The organism is Halobacillus karajensis, assembly GCF_900108515.1.
Taxonomy (GTDB): domain Bacteria; phylum Bacillota; class Bacilli; order Bacillales; family Halobacillaceae; genus Halobacillus; species Halobacillus karajensis.
In genome coordinates, this window is sequence record NZ_FNWW01000002.1 from 409,188 (window position 1) to 424,874 (window position 15,687).

At 39.8% G+C, this 15,687-nt stretch carries 18 protein-coding genes, 1 rRNA gene and 1 riboswitch; of the genes, 16 read left to right on the forward strand and 3 right to left on the reverse strand.

The features are described from left to right. Window positions 1–10 precede the first annotated feature (10 nt). Both BLW54_RS07095 and rpsN read left to right on the forward strand, forming a co-directional pair. Window positions 11–409, forward strand: a complete 399-nt coding sequence (locus tag BLW54_RS07095) for a nuclear transport factor 2 family protein (RefSeq protein ID WP_074733636.1) — start codon at window positions 11–13, stop codon at window positions 407–409. 172 nt (window positions 410–581) lie between these two features. Continuing rightward, window positions 582–851 carry a 30S ribosomal protein S14 gene (rpsN, locus tag BLW54_RS07100; protein ID WP_035518773.1) on the forward strand — a complete coding sequence of 90 codons (270 nt, stop codon included), beginning with the start codon at window positions 582–584 and terminating at the stop codon, window positions 849–851. 68 nt (window positions 852–919) lie between these two features. On the opposite strand, the gene BLW54_RS07105 is transcribed toward rpsN, so the two are convergent. Next, window positions 920–1,531 (reverse strand): class I SAM-dependent methyltransferase, encoded by a 612-nt coding sequence (locus tag BLW54_RS07105; RefSeq protein WP_074733638.1) that lies wholly within the window; start codon window positions 1,529–1,531, stop codon window positions 920–922. Between the two features lie 290 nt (window positions 1,532–1,821). Between BLW54_RS07105 and BLW54_RS07110 the strand changes: the two genes are divergently transcribed. The 4 genes from BLW54_RS07110 (at window position 1,822) to BLW54_RS07125 (ending at window position 4,571) form a co-directional block, all read left to right on the forward strand. Continuing rightward, window positions 1,822–2,229: a cytidine deaminase gene (locus BLW54_RS07110; RefSeq protein ID WP_074733640.1), complete on the forward strand. Its 408-nt coding sequence runs from the start codon at window positions 1,822–1,824 to the stop codon at window positions 2,227–2,229. Window positions 2,230–2,511: 282 nt separating this feature from the next. Beyond that, the gene (locus tag BLW54_RS07115) at window positions 2,512–2,883 is read left to right on the forward strand and encodes a hypothetical protein (RefSeq protein WP_074733642.1); all 372 of its coding nucleotides are present in this window, start codon (window positions 2,512–2,514) and stop codon (window positions 2,881–2,883) included. A 28-nt stretch (window positions 2,884–2,911) separates the two neighbouring features. Beyond that, window positions 2,912–3,325: a hypothetical protein gene (locus BLW54_RS07120; RefSeq protein ID WP_074733644.1), complete on the forward strand. Its 414-nt coding sequence runs from the start codon at window positions 2,912–2,914 to the stop codon at window positions 3,323–3,325. A 343-nt stretch (window positions 3,326–3,668) separates the two neighbouring features. Next, window positions 3,669–4,571 carry a hypothetical protein gene (locus BLW54_RS07125; protein WP_244153488.1) on the forward strand — a complete coding sequence of 301 codons (903 nt, stop codon included), beginning with the start codon at window positions 3,669–3,671 and terminating at the stop codon, window positions 4,569–4,571. Between the two features lie 464 nt (window positions 4,572–5,035). Here BLW54_RS07125 and BLW54_RS07130 read toward each other — a convergent pair whose 3' ends face one another. Beyond that, window positions 5,036–5,560: a DUF420 domain-containing protein gene (locus BLW54_RS07130; protein ID WP_074733648.1), complete on the reverse strand. Its 525-nt coding sequence runs from the start codon at window positions 5,558–5,560 to the stop codon at window positions 5,036–5,038. A gap of 306 nt (window positions 5,561–5,866) precedes the next feature. Between BLW54_RS07130 and BLW54_RS07135 the strand changes: the two genes are divergently transcribed. The 6 genes from BLW54_RS07135 (at window position 5,867) to BLW54_RS07160 (ending at window position 11,186) form a co-directional block, all read left to right on the forward strand. Then, window positions 5,867–6,286 carry an RDD family protein gene (locus BLW54_RS07135; RefSeq protein WP_074733650.1) on the forward strand — a complete coding sequence of 140 codons (420 nt, stop codon included), beginning with the start codon at window positions 5,867–5,869 and terminating at the stop codon, window positions 6,284–6,286. A 520-nt stretch (window positions 6,287–6,806) separates the two neighbouring features. Continuing rightward, a riboswitch (purine riboswitch) is annotated at window positions 6,807–6,910 on the forward strand. 332 nt (window positions 6,911–7,242) lie between these two features. Next, on the forward strand, window positions 7,243–8,442 hold the full coding sequence (locus BLW54_RS07140) for a phosphoglycerate dehydrogenase (RefSeq protein WP_074733689.1): 1,200 nt from the start codon (window positions 7,243–7,245) through the stop codon (window positions 8,440–8,442). A gap of 299 nt (window positions 8,443–8,741) precedes the next feature. After that, window positions 8,742–9,221 (forward strand): GyrI-like domain-containing protein, encoded by a 480-nt coding sequence (locus tag BLW54_RS07145; protein ID WP_074733652.1) that lies wholly within the window; start codon window positions 8,742–8,744, stop codon window positions 9,219–9,221. Window positions 9,222–9,260: 39 nt separating this feature from the next. Continuing rightward, window positions 9,261–9,629: a VOC family protein gene (locus BLW54_RS07150; protein WP_074733655.1), complete on the forward strand. Its 369-nt coding sequence runs from the start codon at window positions 9,261–9,263 to the stop codon at window positions 9,627–9,629. 670 nt (window positions 9,630–10,299) lie between these two features. Beyond that, entirely contained in the window at window positions 10,300–10,596 is a 297-nt protein-coding gene (locus BLW54_RS07155; protein ID WP_035508852.1) for a hypothetical protein, read from the forward strand. A 362-nt stretch (window positions 10,597–10,958) separates the two neighbouring features. Further along, complete coding sequence (locus BLW54_RS07160) at window positions 10,959–11,186, forward strand: WYL domain-containing protein (protein ID WP_074733657.1); 228 nt, start codon at window positions 10,959–10,961, stop codon at window positions 11,184–11,186. 109 nt (window positions 11,187–11,295) lie between these two features. Here the strand turns inward: BLW54_RS07160 and BLW54_RS07165 are convergent, their stop codons facing one another. Continuing rightward, the gene (locus tag BLW54_RS07165; protein WP_074733659.1) at window positions 11,296–11,475 is read right to left on the reverse strand and encodes a hypothetical protein; all 180 of its coding nucleotides are present in this window, start codon (window positions 11,473–11,475) and stop codon (window positions 11,296–11,298) included. Between the two features lie 408 nt (window positions 11,476–11,883). Here BLW54_RS07165 and BLW54_RS07170 point away from each other — a divergent pair, with 408 nt between their 5' ends. The 4 genes from BLW54_RS07170 to BLW54_RS07180 form a co-directional block, all read left to right on the forward strand. Then, complete coding sequence (locus tag BLW54_RS07170; RefSeq protein ID WP_074733661.1) at window positions 11,884–12,345, forward strand: helix-turn-helix domain-containing protein; 462 nt, start codon at window positions 11,884–11,886, stop codon at window positions 12,343–12,345. Window positions 12,346–12,596: 251 nt separating this feature from the next. Then, the gene (locus BLW54_RS07175) at window positions 12,597–13,823 is read left to right on the forward strand and encodes a DUF819 family protein (RefSeq protein WP_074733664.1); all 1,227 of its coding nucleotides are present in this window, start codon (window positions 12,597–12,599) and stop codon (window positions 13,821–13,823) included. Between the two features lie 1,083 nt (window positions 13,824–14,906). Beyond that, window positions 14,907–15,077 (forward strand): hypothetical protein, encoded by a 171-nt coding sequence (locus BLW54_RS20650; protein WP_155996924.1) that lies wholly within the window; start codon window positions 14,907–14,909, stop codon window positions 15,075–15,077. Between the two features lie 303 nt (window positions 15,078–15,380). Next, window positions 15,381–15,687, forward strand: a 16S ribosomal RNA gene (locus tag BLW54_RS07180); the annotation flags it as partial.

Here is a 15,687-nt window from a genome sequence, read left to right on the forward strand (position 1 = left end):
AGAATTTTTAGTGAAGAAAATAAATAATGATGTAGTCATTCATTGCCAGGAGGATTGTGAAAACTCACCAAGGAAAGCCTTGCTAAAGGAGTTTAATATTGCTTTTGCACACAACAGTTTGGAATATATTCTGGATCAAGTATCTGATGATATTAGCTGGTTTATAGCCGGGGAAGTAGAAATAAAAGGAATTCAAAACTTTAAAGAAAATATCCAAAAAATGGAGTATGTCAAAGTATCGGAATTAGTCATTCACCACATTATTACACATGGGAAGACAGCAGCTGTAAATGGACGGATCAAGACAGAAAATAAAAGGACCTATGAGTTTTGTGATGTTTATCTTTTTATGGGTGCAGGTAAAAATTCAAAAATAAAAGAGATGACATCCTACGAAATTGAAACGTAAGCAAAAGAGGGAAAGAGTAAACCACTTTACAAAAACGTTCATTCGTTGTACGATTTAAATCGTAATCATTACTTTTAATAGGGTGTTTTTCTGATTACATGAATGAATGTGACATTCAAAAAAATTTAGATAAATATAAATAGTAATTATTACTGCTAAGGAGGTTAGTAAGATGGCTAAGAAATCAAAAGTCGTAAAGGAAAAGAAGCGACAAGCAACGGTGGAAAGATATGCAGCTCTTCGTGAGGAACTAAAGGAAAAAGGGGACTACGAGGCGCTAAGGAAATTACCGCGTGATTCTTCTCCAACACGGCTGACTGGTCGTTGTGAAGTTACCGGACGCCCGAGAGGGTACATGCGTAAATTCAACATGTCGCGAATTGCTTTTCGTGAGTTTGCACACAAAGGCCAAATCCCTGGTGTGAAAAAATCCAGCTGGTAAAAGGCAGCTGATTAGGATACTCGCTGATTCACTGATATTGATAAGTAATGGAACTCCATGAGGGGTTCCTACTTTTTACATACAGCTACACCCAGAGGATAGTGGATTCCTTTTCTTGGAGGCTCGATTGTTACACCGCGTTGAAAATAAATCTCTTTCTCGGAAAACTCATTAAATAATTCAGTGAATTCTTCGGGGGTGAGCTGAAAGTAATGGAAGGGAGACCCGGACGGGTAATTCCTTCCTTTTCCAAAAGGTGTAGAAAGAACAAGGGTACCCCCAGGCTTCAAAAGGTTATCCATTCGTTTGATAAATAAGCGGTCATCTTTCACATGTTCAATCGTCTCAAAACAAAGAATGGTATCAAACGTTCCAATCTCCTGAGGAAGAGAGGAATCCATCGCATCGCCTTTTTTAAAGCTGAGCAAAGGATGATAATAATGATGGGTCGCATACTGCAGAACTTCCTCACTAATATCTACTCCAATAATCTCTTTTAACTGTTCTTTTCTTTCTTTGGCTACTTTAAGACTTCCATACCCCGAGCCGCACGCGATATCCAAAACCCTTCCTCTTACATAAGGTGTAGAAAAAGTATACCGTGCCACATGTTCCAGAAGCATATTATTCATCGAATCCATTTTTTTTGGAATGACCCGCTCGCCTGTATCTTCCAACATAATCTGCTCACCTCCTAAATCTATATTTTTTATTCATTATAACATACCAAATATATTGAGCCTCTCATCTTCTTTCTTGTTGGAAATCTCTTTACCTTCCACTTTTTTACGCATCGCCTATAAGTTACATGACATTATTCCCCATACGATTCGTAATATTTCCTAAAAGAATAGGAGTACTTAATTGTTCCTGATTGCGAATATTTTGTTCGTTAAATTTAAAAAAATGAAACTTTCTCTTATTTCCAATCGTAATTAATGTAGAAGATGACATAGGAAGAAGGGGTATCATGGAAATAGAACAGCAGTTATTCGAAGAAGCTCAGCGACTTATAGAAGAGAGATATCCGACAGGGTGGGGAGGGGCTGCCGCATTAAGATTAGAAGACGGGGCGATCCTTACAAGTGTAGCACCGGATGTAATCAACGATGCTGTTAATCTTTGTATGGAAACAGGGGCTATATTGGAAGCCCATAAACGAAACATGCGTGTCACTCATTCTTTGTGTATCGCTCGAGAAGACGAACATTCCACTTATCAAGTGCTTACCCCTTGTGGTGTTTGTCAGGAGCGTTTGTTTTCTTGGGGAGAAGAAGTAAAAGTGGGGGTAACCCTTCCAGTAAATGATCTGGTCTTCAAGCCACTTTATGAAATTCAGCCGTTTCATTGGTCGCGTGCCTATAAAGAAGAGAAATGAGAGTGAAAGACATTTGGGGGTGCCAAAGTGGTAACCTTCTCTTATTCATAGAATTTTTTCGGGGAAATATTAATAATTCCATGTAAAATAGGACCACTATCTATGGATTTATTGAAATTCAAATAAAAATGTAAAACGTAAATCCTATAATCTATGGTTAAAATGATGACTATAAACCTATTTTTATATTTTCAAATTATTCCATTCGTGGTACCCTTTGAGTGAATACTACATCGGTGAGCGCTCTCAACTGTGCTCGAATACATAGAAAGGTGAGGCATCGTGAAGAAATTATTTACAGTTCTTTTGCTTTTAGTTGTTGGTTGCAGTGTGGCAGGGAAAGACGTCAGCGCATTTGAAGGTCATATATCAGCCGTCAAAACAGGCGGACTAGAAGTAGAATGTTCCACCGTAGTAAATCAGAACGACCCATCACCATCCTCGGAAGAAGGATGGGCCTGTTTGGTCCTCGTCCCTCATGACACTCCTGTTCAAAATACGGAAGGTGAATCCATTCCTATGGACGAGTTCCGGGAACAAGCCAGAAATGAGGAGATGTTATACATCCGCGTGACGCTTGAGGAAAGCACAAATATTAATAAAGACCCTGAGTCAAGAAAGCTGACAGCGAAAAAAATCACCCTGTTGGAATAACAGACATACATATGGTTGAGGTGTCTATATGAAGAGTTTCTTTTCTTATTTAGGGTTCAGTATCCTTTTAGTGGGGAGTATGATCGGATTACTAAGTGTTCGTCAAGACTTGAAGGAAAGAGCAGATATGGAGTTTGATGTCGTACCACTTATCATTTTTGATCACGTTTATCCAGTTCTTTTCGGCATGTTGTTTGCTCTCCCTTTTTTCTGGAAACGTTTAAAGGAGAGCCGTCTTAAAGGCTTTGTATGGGAAGAATTTATTTGTATTGGGTTACCCAGTCTCTTTATAGCTTTATCCCATTGGCTTTACTTTACAAACTTCCCCATGAACCCTTTAACGAAGTTTTTTGCATTACATGAGATGAATGGTTCGATGTTATTTGGTTTTATTTTTGGTTTTACTGTCATCCACTCCATTCGAAATAAAATGGTGGCATGATGGATGGGTTTCTAATTTTGGCAGCCTCCTTCTCCTAAAATGGGGAAGGTTCAACTTTTTTAGAGTCCATTTTCTCCCTCCCATGGATTAGAGTGAGGGAAGACTGAGTTTATCGTCCCCATGCATTGTGGTAAATAAGAACGGAAAGCGAAGCGTAATCTTTTAGCATTGAGGGAATAAGGGGAGTGAAGGCATTAATTTAAAGGAAAAACTTTAAATTAATGAGTTCCCTTGGCCAGTCAATTGCTCATACGTCATTCACATCCGAGTCAAAATGGAACGTTTGAAAGGGCGTGTTTGGGTGAGGATCTCTCATGAAATGATGGAGCGAACGAGGAATTGGATGAAACGAAACGCGAGACCTTTGGAAGCAGCGTGGTGGCATGCTTTGATGGACGGTGGGCTGAAAAGCGATGTTATCCATTATATCAAGGTTTTTCAAAATAAGGATGGCGGTTTCGGTCACGGGATTGAGCCGGATTTCTGGCTTCCTCAGTCATCCCCAATGGCTACATGGGCTGCTGGACAATATTTATATGAACTTGATGTCGCTTCAAAAGAGCCGGTCATTTTAGATATGATTACATACTTGCTCCAAACCTATGATGAAAGTACAGGCATGTGGCCCTCAGTCCTTCCTGAAAATAACGATTATCCTCATGCACCGTGGTGGCGCTGGGATGAAAGGGTTCAACAGACTTGGATGTTCAATCCGGGAGCGGAACTGGCTGGGTTTCTCATCCATTGGGCTTATGAAGATAGTGAAGCAGCCAATGTAGGGTGGGATAGTGTTGAAAAAGCTCTTCCTCATCTCATGAGAATGGATATTATGGACTTCCATGAAGTGAAGGCATACCAGCAATTAATGAAGGTTCTTTTTCGTCATAAGAAAACGTTATCCAAACGTACACCGTACACTTTTGAAGAGGTTTATGCTCAAACCTTTCTGCTTGCGGACAGGTGTATAGATAAAGATGTGGAAAATTGGGGAGATAGCTATAAACCACTTCCACTTGATATCATCCATTCTCCTAAAGATATGCTCGCAGAAAAATACCCGCGTCTTATCGGAAAAAATTTGGATTTTTATATTGAATCCATGGATGATGAAGGGGTTTGGGATCTTACCTGGGATTGGGGAGAAATGTCTGAAGCCTATGCGGTAAGTAAGCGGCAGTGGCAGGGAATTGTCACGGTAAACCGTTATCAAAAGCTGAAAGCGTTTGACCGTCTACCAGAGGAATAGGGGATGATCAATTTCGTTACTCTCTGTCCATAAAATGTGGCGTAAAGAAGAAGCTGATCATTCAAGAAGTTGGTTATGGCGAATGACCGTATACAAGCCCTTGAATTTATTGGTAGATGCGGCTTTGAAATTTGTAAACTGTTTTTATTACTCCCGGAGCATCCTAGTTGCTTCGTCTCCATTGCGATGATTTAAGGAGGAGGAGGCTTGAGCGGCTTTCCGGTATCTCCTGTATGTTGGATCATCTATCTTTCCATAAAGGACAAATAAAAATTCCGTCCCGGGTTATGATCATGCAACCAGGGACGGAATTTTTATGCTTTAAACGGTTTTTTATGATGATAGGTTTTTTTATATAATTCATAAATGGTACACGTTCATAGGGATAGCTTACAATTATAGGGGAAATGTACCATTCCCAATTGAGAAAAAAGAACAAACGCCCTTATCTCCCTGATCCCCCTTTAATAATAGGGAGAAATCATGAGATAAACGATCACTCCGGTCAAACTGACATACAGCCAAAGTGGCATTGTCCACCGTGCTATTTTCCGGTGCTTGTCTACTTTCATCGCGAGTCCTCTAAACAATGTCAATAAAGCAAGTGGAACAATGAGTGCAGCAAGTATGATATGCGTAATTAAAATAGAGTAATAGACAGCTGCAATGAGGCCTTCCCCTCCAAAAGATGTAGATTCAGCCATGGCATGGTAGGTAAGGTAAGAGATGAGAAACAGAGCTGTCGTCGTAAAGGCAGCAAAAATGAATCGTTTATGCCATTTGACATTTTTATAGAGAATCATAAACAATGCCGCCAATAGAAAGACAAAAGTGAAGGAGTTGAAGACAGCATTCAACAATGGAAGGATTTGGAGGTCGAAGCCCACTTCTCCATCAATTTTCGGGACAAACAATAACGCCACAACAATTAGGTTGATTGTAATAGAAAGTCCCACGACCCACGGGACGTAATTAAACTCTTTCTTCATAAGTATCGTTCCTTTCTAGTAACTGTTTAGAATCCTAGATTAGTATAAAGAAAATAGAGCCGAAATGCTATGACAGAAAAAGTACAATATGTTCTCCATTCCTTTTTTAAAATCAGATTAATGTTAAATAAATTCCGGTCATCGAATGTTTATGTGGAATCGTTGATTTATTAGACTTACATGAGTTCAAAGCAATATAAGGGAAGGTGGCCAATCGGTTTCACCTCTTCTCTTATTATACGGATAAATAGTCAAAGCATTTTTGCGCGAATTCCATAGGATAGTAAAAAGGAAGGAGGATGGACTATGGAAAAGAGGCATCTGTTTCAGCGCTTTATAGGTGCAGGACTTGAACTCCTCACAACCGGTGCTTTGGCTGTCTTTTATACAGAAATGCAAAATACAGGACGGGGATTTGAACCGAACCTATTGTTCTGGAAGACATTTATTATCATCCATATGGCATTCTTAATTGTTGTCCCGTTGTTCGCAAATGGGAGAACGTTAGCAATGCTATTGACCAATCTGACGGTCACATCGAACAGTGGTAAGAAACCCAATTGTATTCAGATTTTGATACGAGCACTAGTAGGTTTTGGTCCTGTCGTATTGACTGGTGGGTTTTGGTATATAGTATCATTGATCACCAGCCTTATGGATTCAAAGGGACGTGGCTGGGGAGAGATTGTATCTTACACAACAATAAAACAAAGAAACCCTCGTTAAAGTACTGAACCCCTCAGTGCTTTTCTTTATGTTATCAAGGCTTTTTACCAGCATCGTTCATTTTCTCCACGGATACTTGTATTTTAATGGAAAAGACGGAATAACAATACACGCTTACTCAAGCTCAGAGACATTTTGTACAAAGAGATAGGGGGAGGCATTGACATTCAGTCAGAACCCAATATCCCCGTTATTTCCTCATACCACAAACCCTCCCCCAAACAAAGAATCCAAAAAGATATAAGTCCAAATAAAAAGCAGGCACAAGGGTCTGCGAAACGTCCACAACAAAAACGAAGGAAAAATAGAATATGTGTAGTTTTTACCAATTCGTTCTAACACAGCAGATCATCGTGTCCCAGACCCCGTATCCCCGGCCAGAAAACCTCATCCGTTGTTAAAGAAATGAAAGATTTTTACCTTCGCCCCCTTTAAAAACGAACATTATTAAAATTTATTCACCAAAAGTTCGACTTTGTGTTGATTATGCAGGATATGTCTGCTATATTATCATCTAAGAAATAACATAAATATCGTTACTCGTATATCCTCGGTAATATGGTCTGAGTGTCTCTACCTGGTTCCCATTGAAAGAACTAGACTACGAGTTAAAGTGTCTGGCTATTCAGCTTTTATTTGCTGTGGCTAATTTTATAATTCGGCATTAGCTTCACTTATGCTTAATTATGTATGCTTTGACTTTCGTAGGTCTGGAAGGTAGATATCATTCTACATTTCCAGGCCTTTTCTTTTGACCAAAAAACTACGGGGATTTCAATTAAGGGGGGGACGGAATAGCTGCTTGCAATGCACTTTGGTAATTTTTTCAGGAGAGTGAGTTGTGAAACCTTAAGAAGGCGGTGGAGTCCTTTATATCTCGATTGAGGTAGGAGGCGTCCAGAAATCTGCTTTATGAAAACATGGAGAATCGTCATAATTCGAAAGGGGAAGTAAAAATGAGCACACTAACCTTAAGCAAAAAGACTACAATAAAGACGTTGAATAATATTGCTGCATGTGGCCTGGATGTATTCGGTGAAGAGAGTTATACAATCGATCACGACAGCGAGAATCCTGATGCCATTATTGTACGCAGTCATAACATGTATAACATGGAACTCGATGAAAATATCAAGGCAATCGCCAGGGCAGGTGCGGGTGTCAATAATATTCCAGTAGAAGATTGTACCGAGCGTGGGGTTGTTGTTTTTAATACCCCTGGTGCCAATGCGAATGCCGTAAAAGAGATCGTATTAACTTCATTGATGGCTTTATCCCGCCATATCTTTTCCGGTGTGAATTGGGCGAAAACATTAGAAGGAGAAGGAGATCGAATTCCGGCCCTTGTAGAGAAGGGGAAGAAACAATTTATCGGAAAAGAAATCAAAGGAAAAACGTTGGGTGTCATCGGCCTGGGCTCGGTCGGTTCTCTAGTAGCAAACGATGCCCTGGATTTGGATATGGATGTGATTGGTTTTGACCCGTTCGTTTCTGTAAATACAGCCTGGAATCTGTCCAGCAATGTACAACGCGCCATGAGGATCGAAGAGCTGTTCAGCCGTTCTGATTATATTACCGTACATATTCCGTTAACCAATGACAATAACGGGATGTTCAACGAAGAAGCATTCAACATGATGAAAAAAGGTGTTCATATACTAAACTTTTCCCGGGGAGAGTTGGTAAACGAAGAGGATATGGCAGCAGCACTTGAAAGCGGAAAAGTAGATAAGTTTGTGACAGACTTTCCGAATGAAAACGTGTTGAAAATGAAAAATGCTATTCCGCTCCCACACCTTGGTGCATCGACGAAAGAATCGGAGGAAAACTGTGCTGTAATGGCAGCTCGCCAGGTGCGGGATTTCCTGGAAACAGGGAATATCAAAAACTCCGTGAATTTCCCGAATGCTTCTCTGCCTTATACAGGGAAACGCCGTGTGACTGCTTTCCACGATAACGTCCCGAACATGGTTGGACAGCTCACTTCTGTTTTATCTGATGATAGCTTGAACATCGCGGATATGGTCAACAGAAGTCGAGGAGATTCTGCTTATACAATGATCGATATCGAAAATAAAGTAGAGGATACGGTTATTCCTGACTTAGAAGAGAAGATCCGCCAGATCGAAGGGATCGTTACTGTCCGTATTATTTAAAATCAAGATGGATCAAGGGTATACCTAAAGGCAAGCATTCGATGGAGTGCTTGCTTTTTTATATGGTTGGAAGAGTCATTTTTTAATGAACCTTGGAAGTTTTGCATTAGTTAGGAATTCGACACGAGTGATTTAGGAATCCGACCATGTTATTTACATTTTCGACATCACTATTTAAGAAATCGACACAATTATTTAGGAATCCGGCAAAATTGTAAAGGAATAATCATAGAGGAAAAATTAACCTTTCGCAGAAGTGTTATATATAAGCAATAGGCATGAGAAAGGAGAAGGTGGATATGGAAAAAATCAATCCTATAACCTTAAAAGGTGTAAGGGAAGTCGAAGAAAAGAAACTGGTTGGATTTCGTGTGGTTTGTGAAGATATGGCAGGTTATGGGCAAGAGATCCCGAAAGCGTCAATGGCATTAAACCTCCGAAAAAATGAAATGAAACAAATCGTGGACCCGGTTAAACTTATCGGTGCCTTTAAAGCTGCAAAAACTTCCGAAGAAGACGACGGATATTGGGTTTGTTATGAGGTTCATGATTTTGAAGACATTCCAGACGGGATGGTTACCCTGGTGATCCCTGCGCAGAAATATGCGGTTCTGAACTTTACAGGCCATGCTTCAGAAATTTTCAAGGTGTATACTCCTCTCCATAAATGGATCGAGGAGAATGGACATACGAGAGTGCCGGAGAAATGGTCCTTAGAAATTTATTCGAAATGGACGGGGAATGAGGATATTGTGGATTTATGTGATCCGATCGTTTAGTTATTAAATTGGAAAAGCAGGTAAGAGGGGGGAAAAGTGATGAAGAGTCCAATAAAAAACAAAATCAATTCGGTCTTCATCCCAGTAACAGACATTGAAAAGGCTCGACAATGGTATTCAAAAATGCTGGGAGTAGAAGATGGGGAGATTCACTTTGGACACCTGTTCGCTGCGGAAATGGAAAAAGGGTCAGGGATGATTCTTGATGAGATGCCAATGTGGAGAGATGAAAATGGGGAGCTTCCAACACTTGATGTTCCTGCCGTTCAATTTGGTACCGATGATATCCAGGCATCTTATCAATTTATGGAGGATCATGGTGTGGAACTTGTGACGGAAATTCAGTATGATCACTTCTTTGTTTTTAAAGATCCGGATGGAAATATGTTGATGGTTTGTGCAGATTAGTATTTTATATCCCATTATAAAAAGGGTACAATTTTTGGAAGTCGTTTATTGAAATAGTTCATTAATATAAAAAAGGGATTTAGTTCTGTCACCTCATGAGTAGAGAGGACTTAAATTGTTACCCATATTTAATGGTGATGGCTTGTTTTCACTTATTTTATCCCAGCTAAAGATGCTACATATACAAATTTACAGTTTATGGAACCAGCTTTCGGCATTACGAGTACTGAATTAACTAACTTTTATTAACAGCAAGCCCCACCTTTCTTCGAGAGGGTGGGGCTTTTTCTGTCTTACCACATCTATTTTTAGAGGGAAATGTGCATCAGGTTTCTTTTAGGAAAGGATTTTTACTTCCCATTAACATTTGGAAGCGCATTTTGCATGCTTTGGGCAGGCTGTCTATTTCGTGCTCTTTGAGCCATTTCCTATGCCCCCGCCATTCTGATTCATTCTATTTATTCCATACATAGCTGCTGCTCCTATTGCTAACCAAGAGTTTCCTCTGCCTGCCATATATATCATTCCTTTGATGTGGATTTGGTAAAAGGGAGTCCATGACAATTCTGCCATGAGTAAAGCATTATTTATAATGGTTTATTTAGGTAGCGCCAGATGTATGATACATGCCTTTTTGTAAATATTAGAGGTTGGAATAGGAGGTGAATAAATGAAGATAAAAGGAACGATTTTGCTGGGCTTATTACTCTCATCTGTTTTGACCGGTTGCGCAGTCAACGAACAAGAGGAACCAAAAGATGTTAACTTCCAACCGACACGTTATGAGCAAGACGATCAAAGAAATCGTCTGGACAGAGATAATGGGGAGGATACGAGGCCTGATGTCGACTATCCAATCATCGACCGGGAGAATGAGGAGATCGATTTTGGTGACCGGGAGATCGAACTTGACGAAGGACCTTTGGAAAGAAACAATAATGACAACAACCGAGGAATGGATGAATAACTGATATAAATCGTCGGTGCACATCTAAAAAAGCCCTGGTCGGTGCCAGGGCCTATCTTCCTGGTGAATTTTATATAAGAAACATCGATGACTCGAAATACTCCATATCTTCCCTGAATTCCATAAGCAACTTCTAATATAAAGCGACATCAGGAGAGGCCCCACTCGAGAATCCATATCTGATCGTTCTGTACCTGTTACCCAGCTTTTTAAAAAATTTCATTAATAAAAGGGTATCTCTAAATCCCTGAATATTCTCATTTAGGAGACCTTCATTTACCAGTTCACTTCTAATGCCGTTGTGCTATCATATACATAAACAGAACTAACGTTCGTATTTGTATTAAGGGATGTGATGATATATGAATGGAATATGGAGAAGAGCTTTAGAGGAAAAGCAAAAACTGGAACTCATCTACATGGCTGACAAAGGGAAGATATCACAGAGGATCATACGAGTGGTATCGCTCATAGAAGAAACAGTCCTCGCTTACTGTTTTACTCGTAAGACTGTCCGGTCATTTAAGCTTGCCAATATTTTGTCTGTAACCCCTTATAAAGAAAGGGAGAGATATAGAAAGACACCCTGAAACCAAGGTGCTCTGAAGAGACAATAGGCGGAACGTTATAATAGGAGAAAGCAGCAATATAGGGAAGTTATATATATGTAGAAAAAAGAACCACACAAATAGTGGTTCTTTAATCTCTCATCGATCCCGCCTCACGGGATGTCATGCTTCCTATCCCTTCGCTTACATCCTTTTGAATTTCCTGCTTTACTTTATTTGGATCTGTCCCGGAATAACCTGGCTCAATCACTGGTTTCGTATTCTCTTTTCTTCCTTGTCCAACCTCAGTTTCTGTCTGGTTCTTTGGCATTGCCAATCACCTCCATACGTGTAGGGTTAGCAATAATACAAATCTTAATCAGGGTGTAGTACTTGAATTCAAGGTGTAATCCCCCAAAAAAGATGCGCGAGTTTTTTGAGATCGTGATGTTTATTTAAAAAGGCAACGGTTGCCTACACCTGACAAAGTAAAATTAACCGATCCGTCTGTAATCATATAACAATAAAATGCTGGGAATGGTTCTTACAGAGCAAGTGCTGCTTACGCATGTATCAGCAAATAGAAGAGGCAATACCAGTTTTTTGACCTTTTTTCTAAAAAATAAAAAACTTTTCTTTTCATAGACACCTAAACACACACTTCCTTCGATTATAGAATTGAGGAAGTGTTTTTTTATGCACAAATCCTCCATCTTTCCATAAGAATAGGAAAATCCTAATGAACTATATTAAAGCAATCAACGCCTTCTACGATCACCAGGAATTCAACCCTCTATCATCCGCAGTCATCAACCTTTGGCACAGCCTTATGCACGTAAATAACAAATCCCGTTGGAAAGAAGAGTTCACTGCTTCGATGACCGTCCTCTGTATGAAATCCAACTTGAGCGAAAGCAGCATCCGTAAAGCACGCAAGGAACTCGTGGAGAAAGGATACATCACATTCACTTCGAGATCTGGCAACCAGGCTCCCATTTATCGGATACTCCCTTTATATGAAGAAATGGACAACGCGAACGACAATGTAAACGAGAACAGTGGCGGAAAGTCGAACGGCAACGATAGCGGAAAGTCGAACACATTAATTAAACAAAACGAAACGAAAGAAAAAGAAGTAGTAGAGAGGAAATACGCATACCCTACTTTCCCTTCTTTAATTGAAGGTGTTAACAAATTATAGTAGTATGAGAAAATATACATAATTTTCAATAAAATGGAGAGTGAGCGTAAAGGTGAAGAATGCGGATATGTCCTGCAAAAAAGAAAATTAACTAACGTCTTAGGTGAAGAGGAAGGGCCTTAAGGAGAAGGAGACAATATTTCTTTTAACAGCATGATTCCTCACCGCTACATCAATCCGACTAACGAAAAGGCGATTTCTGTTTGGGCAAGGACACCGCATGCTTTAAAAATAACAAAGAGGTGAATAAATTGGATAACACGTTAATATCCTCAGACAATACGTGGGCGCTCTGGTCGTTTCTGACAGGGTGGGCTGCAATCAGTATTTATTTGGAGCAAAAGTATAAATGGGCATCGAAAATTTCTGGAGCAATCATTGCATTAATCGGTGCCATGGTATTAGCGAATTTAAATGTTATACCGCTTGAGTCTAGGGTATATGATGCTGTATGGAATTATATAGTACCGTTGGCAATTCCGTTACTATTGTTTCAGGCGAATATCAAGAAGGTTTGGCAGGAAAGCGGACGTATGCTGACTATTTTCCTGTTAAGCTCCGTCGGTACGGTCGCCGGTACCATTATCTCATTTATGATCTTAAAAGATGTGATTCCCCATCTGGATAAAATCGGTGCAATGATGGCAGGGTCCTATACGGGGGGTGGCGTAAATTTTGCAGCAATGGCCGCAAAATTCCAGACGCCAAGTGACCTTGTTTCTGCTACAGTGGTTGCAGATAATATGATGATGGCCACCTTCTTCTTTGTTTTGATGGCCATCCCGACATTTTCATTTTTCCGTGGCAAATTCAAAACACCCCATATTGATGAGGTAGAATCGGGCGTTACTGGAGAGGAGAGTGAAACGCAGGCAGCTTCTTTCTGGAAAGGAAAAGAAATATCATTAAAAGATATTGCTATCAGTGTTGCGAGTGCATTCGCCCTTGTTACAGTATCCTTTAATCTCGCAGACTTATTTGCCGGAATCCTTCCTGGTGGTGAGGATGTAAACATCATTTTTCAGGTGTTGAGCGGTATCATTGGCGATCGTTATCTGATGCTTACGACACTTACAGTGCTGGCAGTTTCATTGTTCCCCAGAAAATTTGAAAGCATCAAAGGAACACAGGAAATTGGGACGTTCTTGATTTATTTATTCTTTGTAGTCATCGGTGTACCAGCTTCCATCGCAATAGTAGTAACAACATCACCTTTATTATTGGTATTTGTTTTAATTATTGTTCTGATGAATCTGCTATTCTCTTTGGTTTTGGGTAAATTATTTAAATTTAATTTAGAAGAGACCCTTCTTGCAAGTAACGCAAACATGGGAGGTCCCACAACAGCTGCAGCAATGGCAATTGCAAAAGGCTGGAATAAACTGATCGTGCCCATTCTCCTGGTTGGTACGCTCGGGTATATAATTGGAAACTACATTGGCACAGGACTTGGGTTCTGGTTTCAGAGTCTAATGTAATTCAGGTGAAATCGGGAAATTTTAAGGTACTCTAAGTTAGCCCCTATCTCCGAGAGTCGAGATAGGGGCTGTTGCTTCTTAAGCAAGGCGGCTTCGTTTAACAGTTTCAAAAATGTAGCATAGCTACAAGAGGAGAAGGGGTCTATGGAAAAATAATAAATCTTAATAATAATAACATCAGAAAACAAAAGCACACTTCCGATATTGCGAATTTGAACAAATAACTTAGAAGTGGTTTGATGGAAGATTACATTTATAATTTAACCTAATTCTTAGGCAACTCTGTACTAAAGTAAAATGACAATTATGTGATAATCCCCTAACCCATGATATAGGATGGGGTTTTATTACCTTACAAAAAAGTATGAACTGTATTTTCCTCTGAAAATGTGCAGAAGTTAAATTCTCTCTTAAGATAACTAATCTTTAAGGGAGGTTTTATATTTAAGTTCTTATATACAAAGAAGGAAAAATACAGGTTCTTGTCGTATATTGCGGTAGGAATGCCAATGTCTATTTTTCCTGTTCATGGTGAGGACAAAGCAATGATGGTAAAAAACTTTCAGTTTATTTGAAATTATGGTCGCGAAAACTTACGATCAAGGCCAATCATTTGATTTAGCTGAGAAATATGATGAGTTGATGGAAGAGTTAGGAGAAGACTACAAAACGGTTTCCACTTCGACTATTTTGCAAAGTTTGTTCTGTCATTCTGCAAAAAGAAAGTAGGAGAAAAGGTATTTTAAGATTACCTAAACAAGAGTTCATAAATGTATGATGATCTGCTATTGAGGCTTTCAAATCCGCCGTGGATTACTTTCGAGTGTATTATAGGATTCCTGTATCCAAACTACTTCCTTATGATGTTCTAACTTTTTTCTTATTTCTTCTATCACAATAAAGGAAGACCAATCGATAAAAAGAGGGATTATCTACAAGATTTCTAGAGTTTCTTTGACAGAGTGCTTTTCCAGTGCAAATGCCATTTCGTGGAAAGTAAAGGGGGGTTCGAATCTTTTTTCGAAGAATGTATCGCATAAATCATTAAAATGATAGGAGATAAGTTAGTAGGTGTATATCTGCATGGCTCTCTTGTCGTGGGCTAAAAAAAGCGATGTCGAACTTACCGTCGTGACGGAAAAGCAAATGACTTGGGAAGACGAGGAGCTACTTACAGCCTATTACTGCATAAATCACAATCTCCATTTGCCGATTGAGTTATCGGAATCAATGGAACCAATGGCAGCCTCCTAGTCCCTATGACCATATTTCTTATAAAAACATATTGCATCGTTTCGAATCGCATGATATATTATTACTTGTCGCTTTAAGAGAGCGGCAAGCCGCAAACAACTTAACAAAATAAATCTTAAAAAGTTGTTGACGAAAGCAACAGAAAATGATATATTTATTAAGTCGCTGTTTTGAAGCGGCGAACAAAATATATGATCTTTGAAAACTGAACGAACCAACCAGTACGTCAAGATATTCCTTCTATTATAGAAGCGAATTAAAACAAGCACATTCGGTGTGCAAATGAGCAAGTCAAACTTAACTTTTATGGAGAGTTTGATCCTGGCTCAGGACGAACGCTGGCGGCGTGCCTAATACATGCAAGTCGAGCGCGGGAAGCGAGTGGATCCCTTCGGGGTGAAGCTCGTGGAACGAGCGGCGGACGGGTGAGTAACACGTGGGCAACCTGCCTGTAAGACCGGAATAACCCCGGGAAACCGGGGCTAATGCCGGGTAATACTTTTCTTCGCATGAAGGAAAGTTGAAAGATGGCTTCTTGCTATCACTTACAGATGGGCCCGCGGCGCATTAGCTAGTTGGTGAGGTAACGGCTCACCAAGGCGACGATGCG

Coding starts and splice junctions, on each gene's coding strand:
- BLW54_RS07165 (WP_074733659.1), bottom strand. CDS start 11,475: ATGCCAAAGAACCAGACAGAAACTGAGGTTGGACAAGGAAGAAAAGAG.
- BLW54_RS07135 (WP_074733650.1), top strand. CDS start 5,867: ATGGAAAAGAGGCATCTGTTTCAGCGCTTTATAGGTGCAGGACTTGAA.
- BLW54_RS07125 (WP_244153488.1), top strand. CDS start 3,669: ATGAAACGAAACGCGAGACCTTTGGAAGCAGCGTGGTGGCATGCTTTG.
- BLW54_RS07140 (WP_074733689.1), top strand. CDS start 7,243: ATGAGCACACTAACCTTAAGCAAAAAGACTACAATAAAGACGTTGAAT.
- BLW54_RS07130 (WP_074733648.1), bottom strand. CDS start 5,560: ATGAAGAAAGAGTTTAATTACGTCCCGTGGGTCGTGGGACTTTCTATT.
- BLW54_RS07105 (WP_074733638.1), bottom strand. CDS start 1,531: ATGTTGGAAGATACAGGCGAGCGGGTCATTCCAAAAAAAATGGATTCG.
- BLW54_RS07120 (WP_074733644.1), top strand. CDS start 2,912: ATGAAGAGTTTCTTTTCTTATTTAGGGTTCAGTATCCTTTTAGTGGGG.
- BLW54_RS07170 (WP_074733661.1), top strand. CDS start 11,884: ATGAACTATATTAAAGCAATCAACGCCTTCTACGATCACCAGGAATTC.
- BLW54_RS07160 (WP_074733657.1), top strand. CDS start 10,959: ATGAATGGAATATGGAGAAGAGCTTTAGAGGAAAAGCAAAAACTGGAA.
- BLW54_RS20650 (WP_155996924.1), top strand. CDS start 14,907: ATGGCTCTCTTGTCGTGGGCTAAAAAAAGCGATGTCGAACTTACCGTC.
- BLW54_RS07145 (WP_074733652.1), top strand. CDS start 8,742: ATGGAAAAAATCAATCCTATAACCTTAAAAGGTGTAAGGGAAGTCGAA.
- BLW54_RS07150 (WP_074733655.1), top strand. CDS start 9,261: ATGAAGAGTCCAATAAAAAACAAAATCAATTCGGTCTTCATCCCAGTA.
- BLW54_RS07155 (WP_035508852.1), top strand. CDS start 10,300: ATGAAGATAAAAGGAACGATTTTGCTGGGCTTATTACTCTCATCTGTT.
- rpsN (WP_035518773.1), top strand. CDS start 582: ATGGCTAAGAAATCAAAAGTCGTAAAGGAAAAGAAGCGACAAGCAACG.
- BLW54_RS07110 (WP_074733640.1), top strand. CDS start 1,822: ATGGAAATAGAACAGCAGTTATTCGAAGAAGCTCAGCGACTTATAGAA.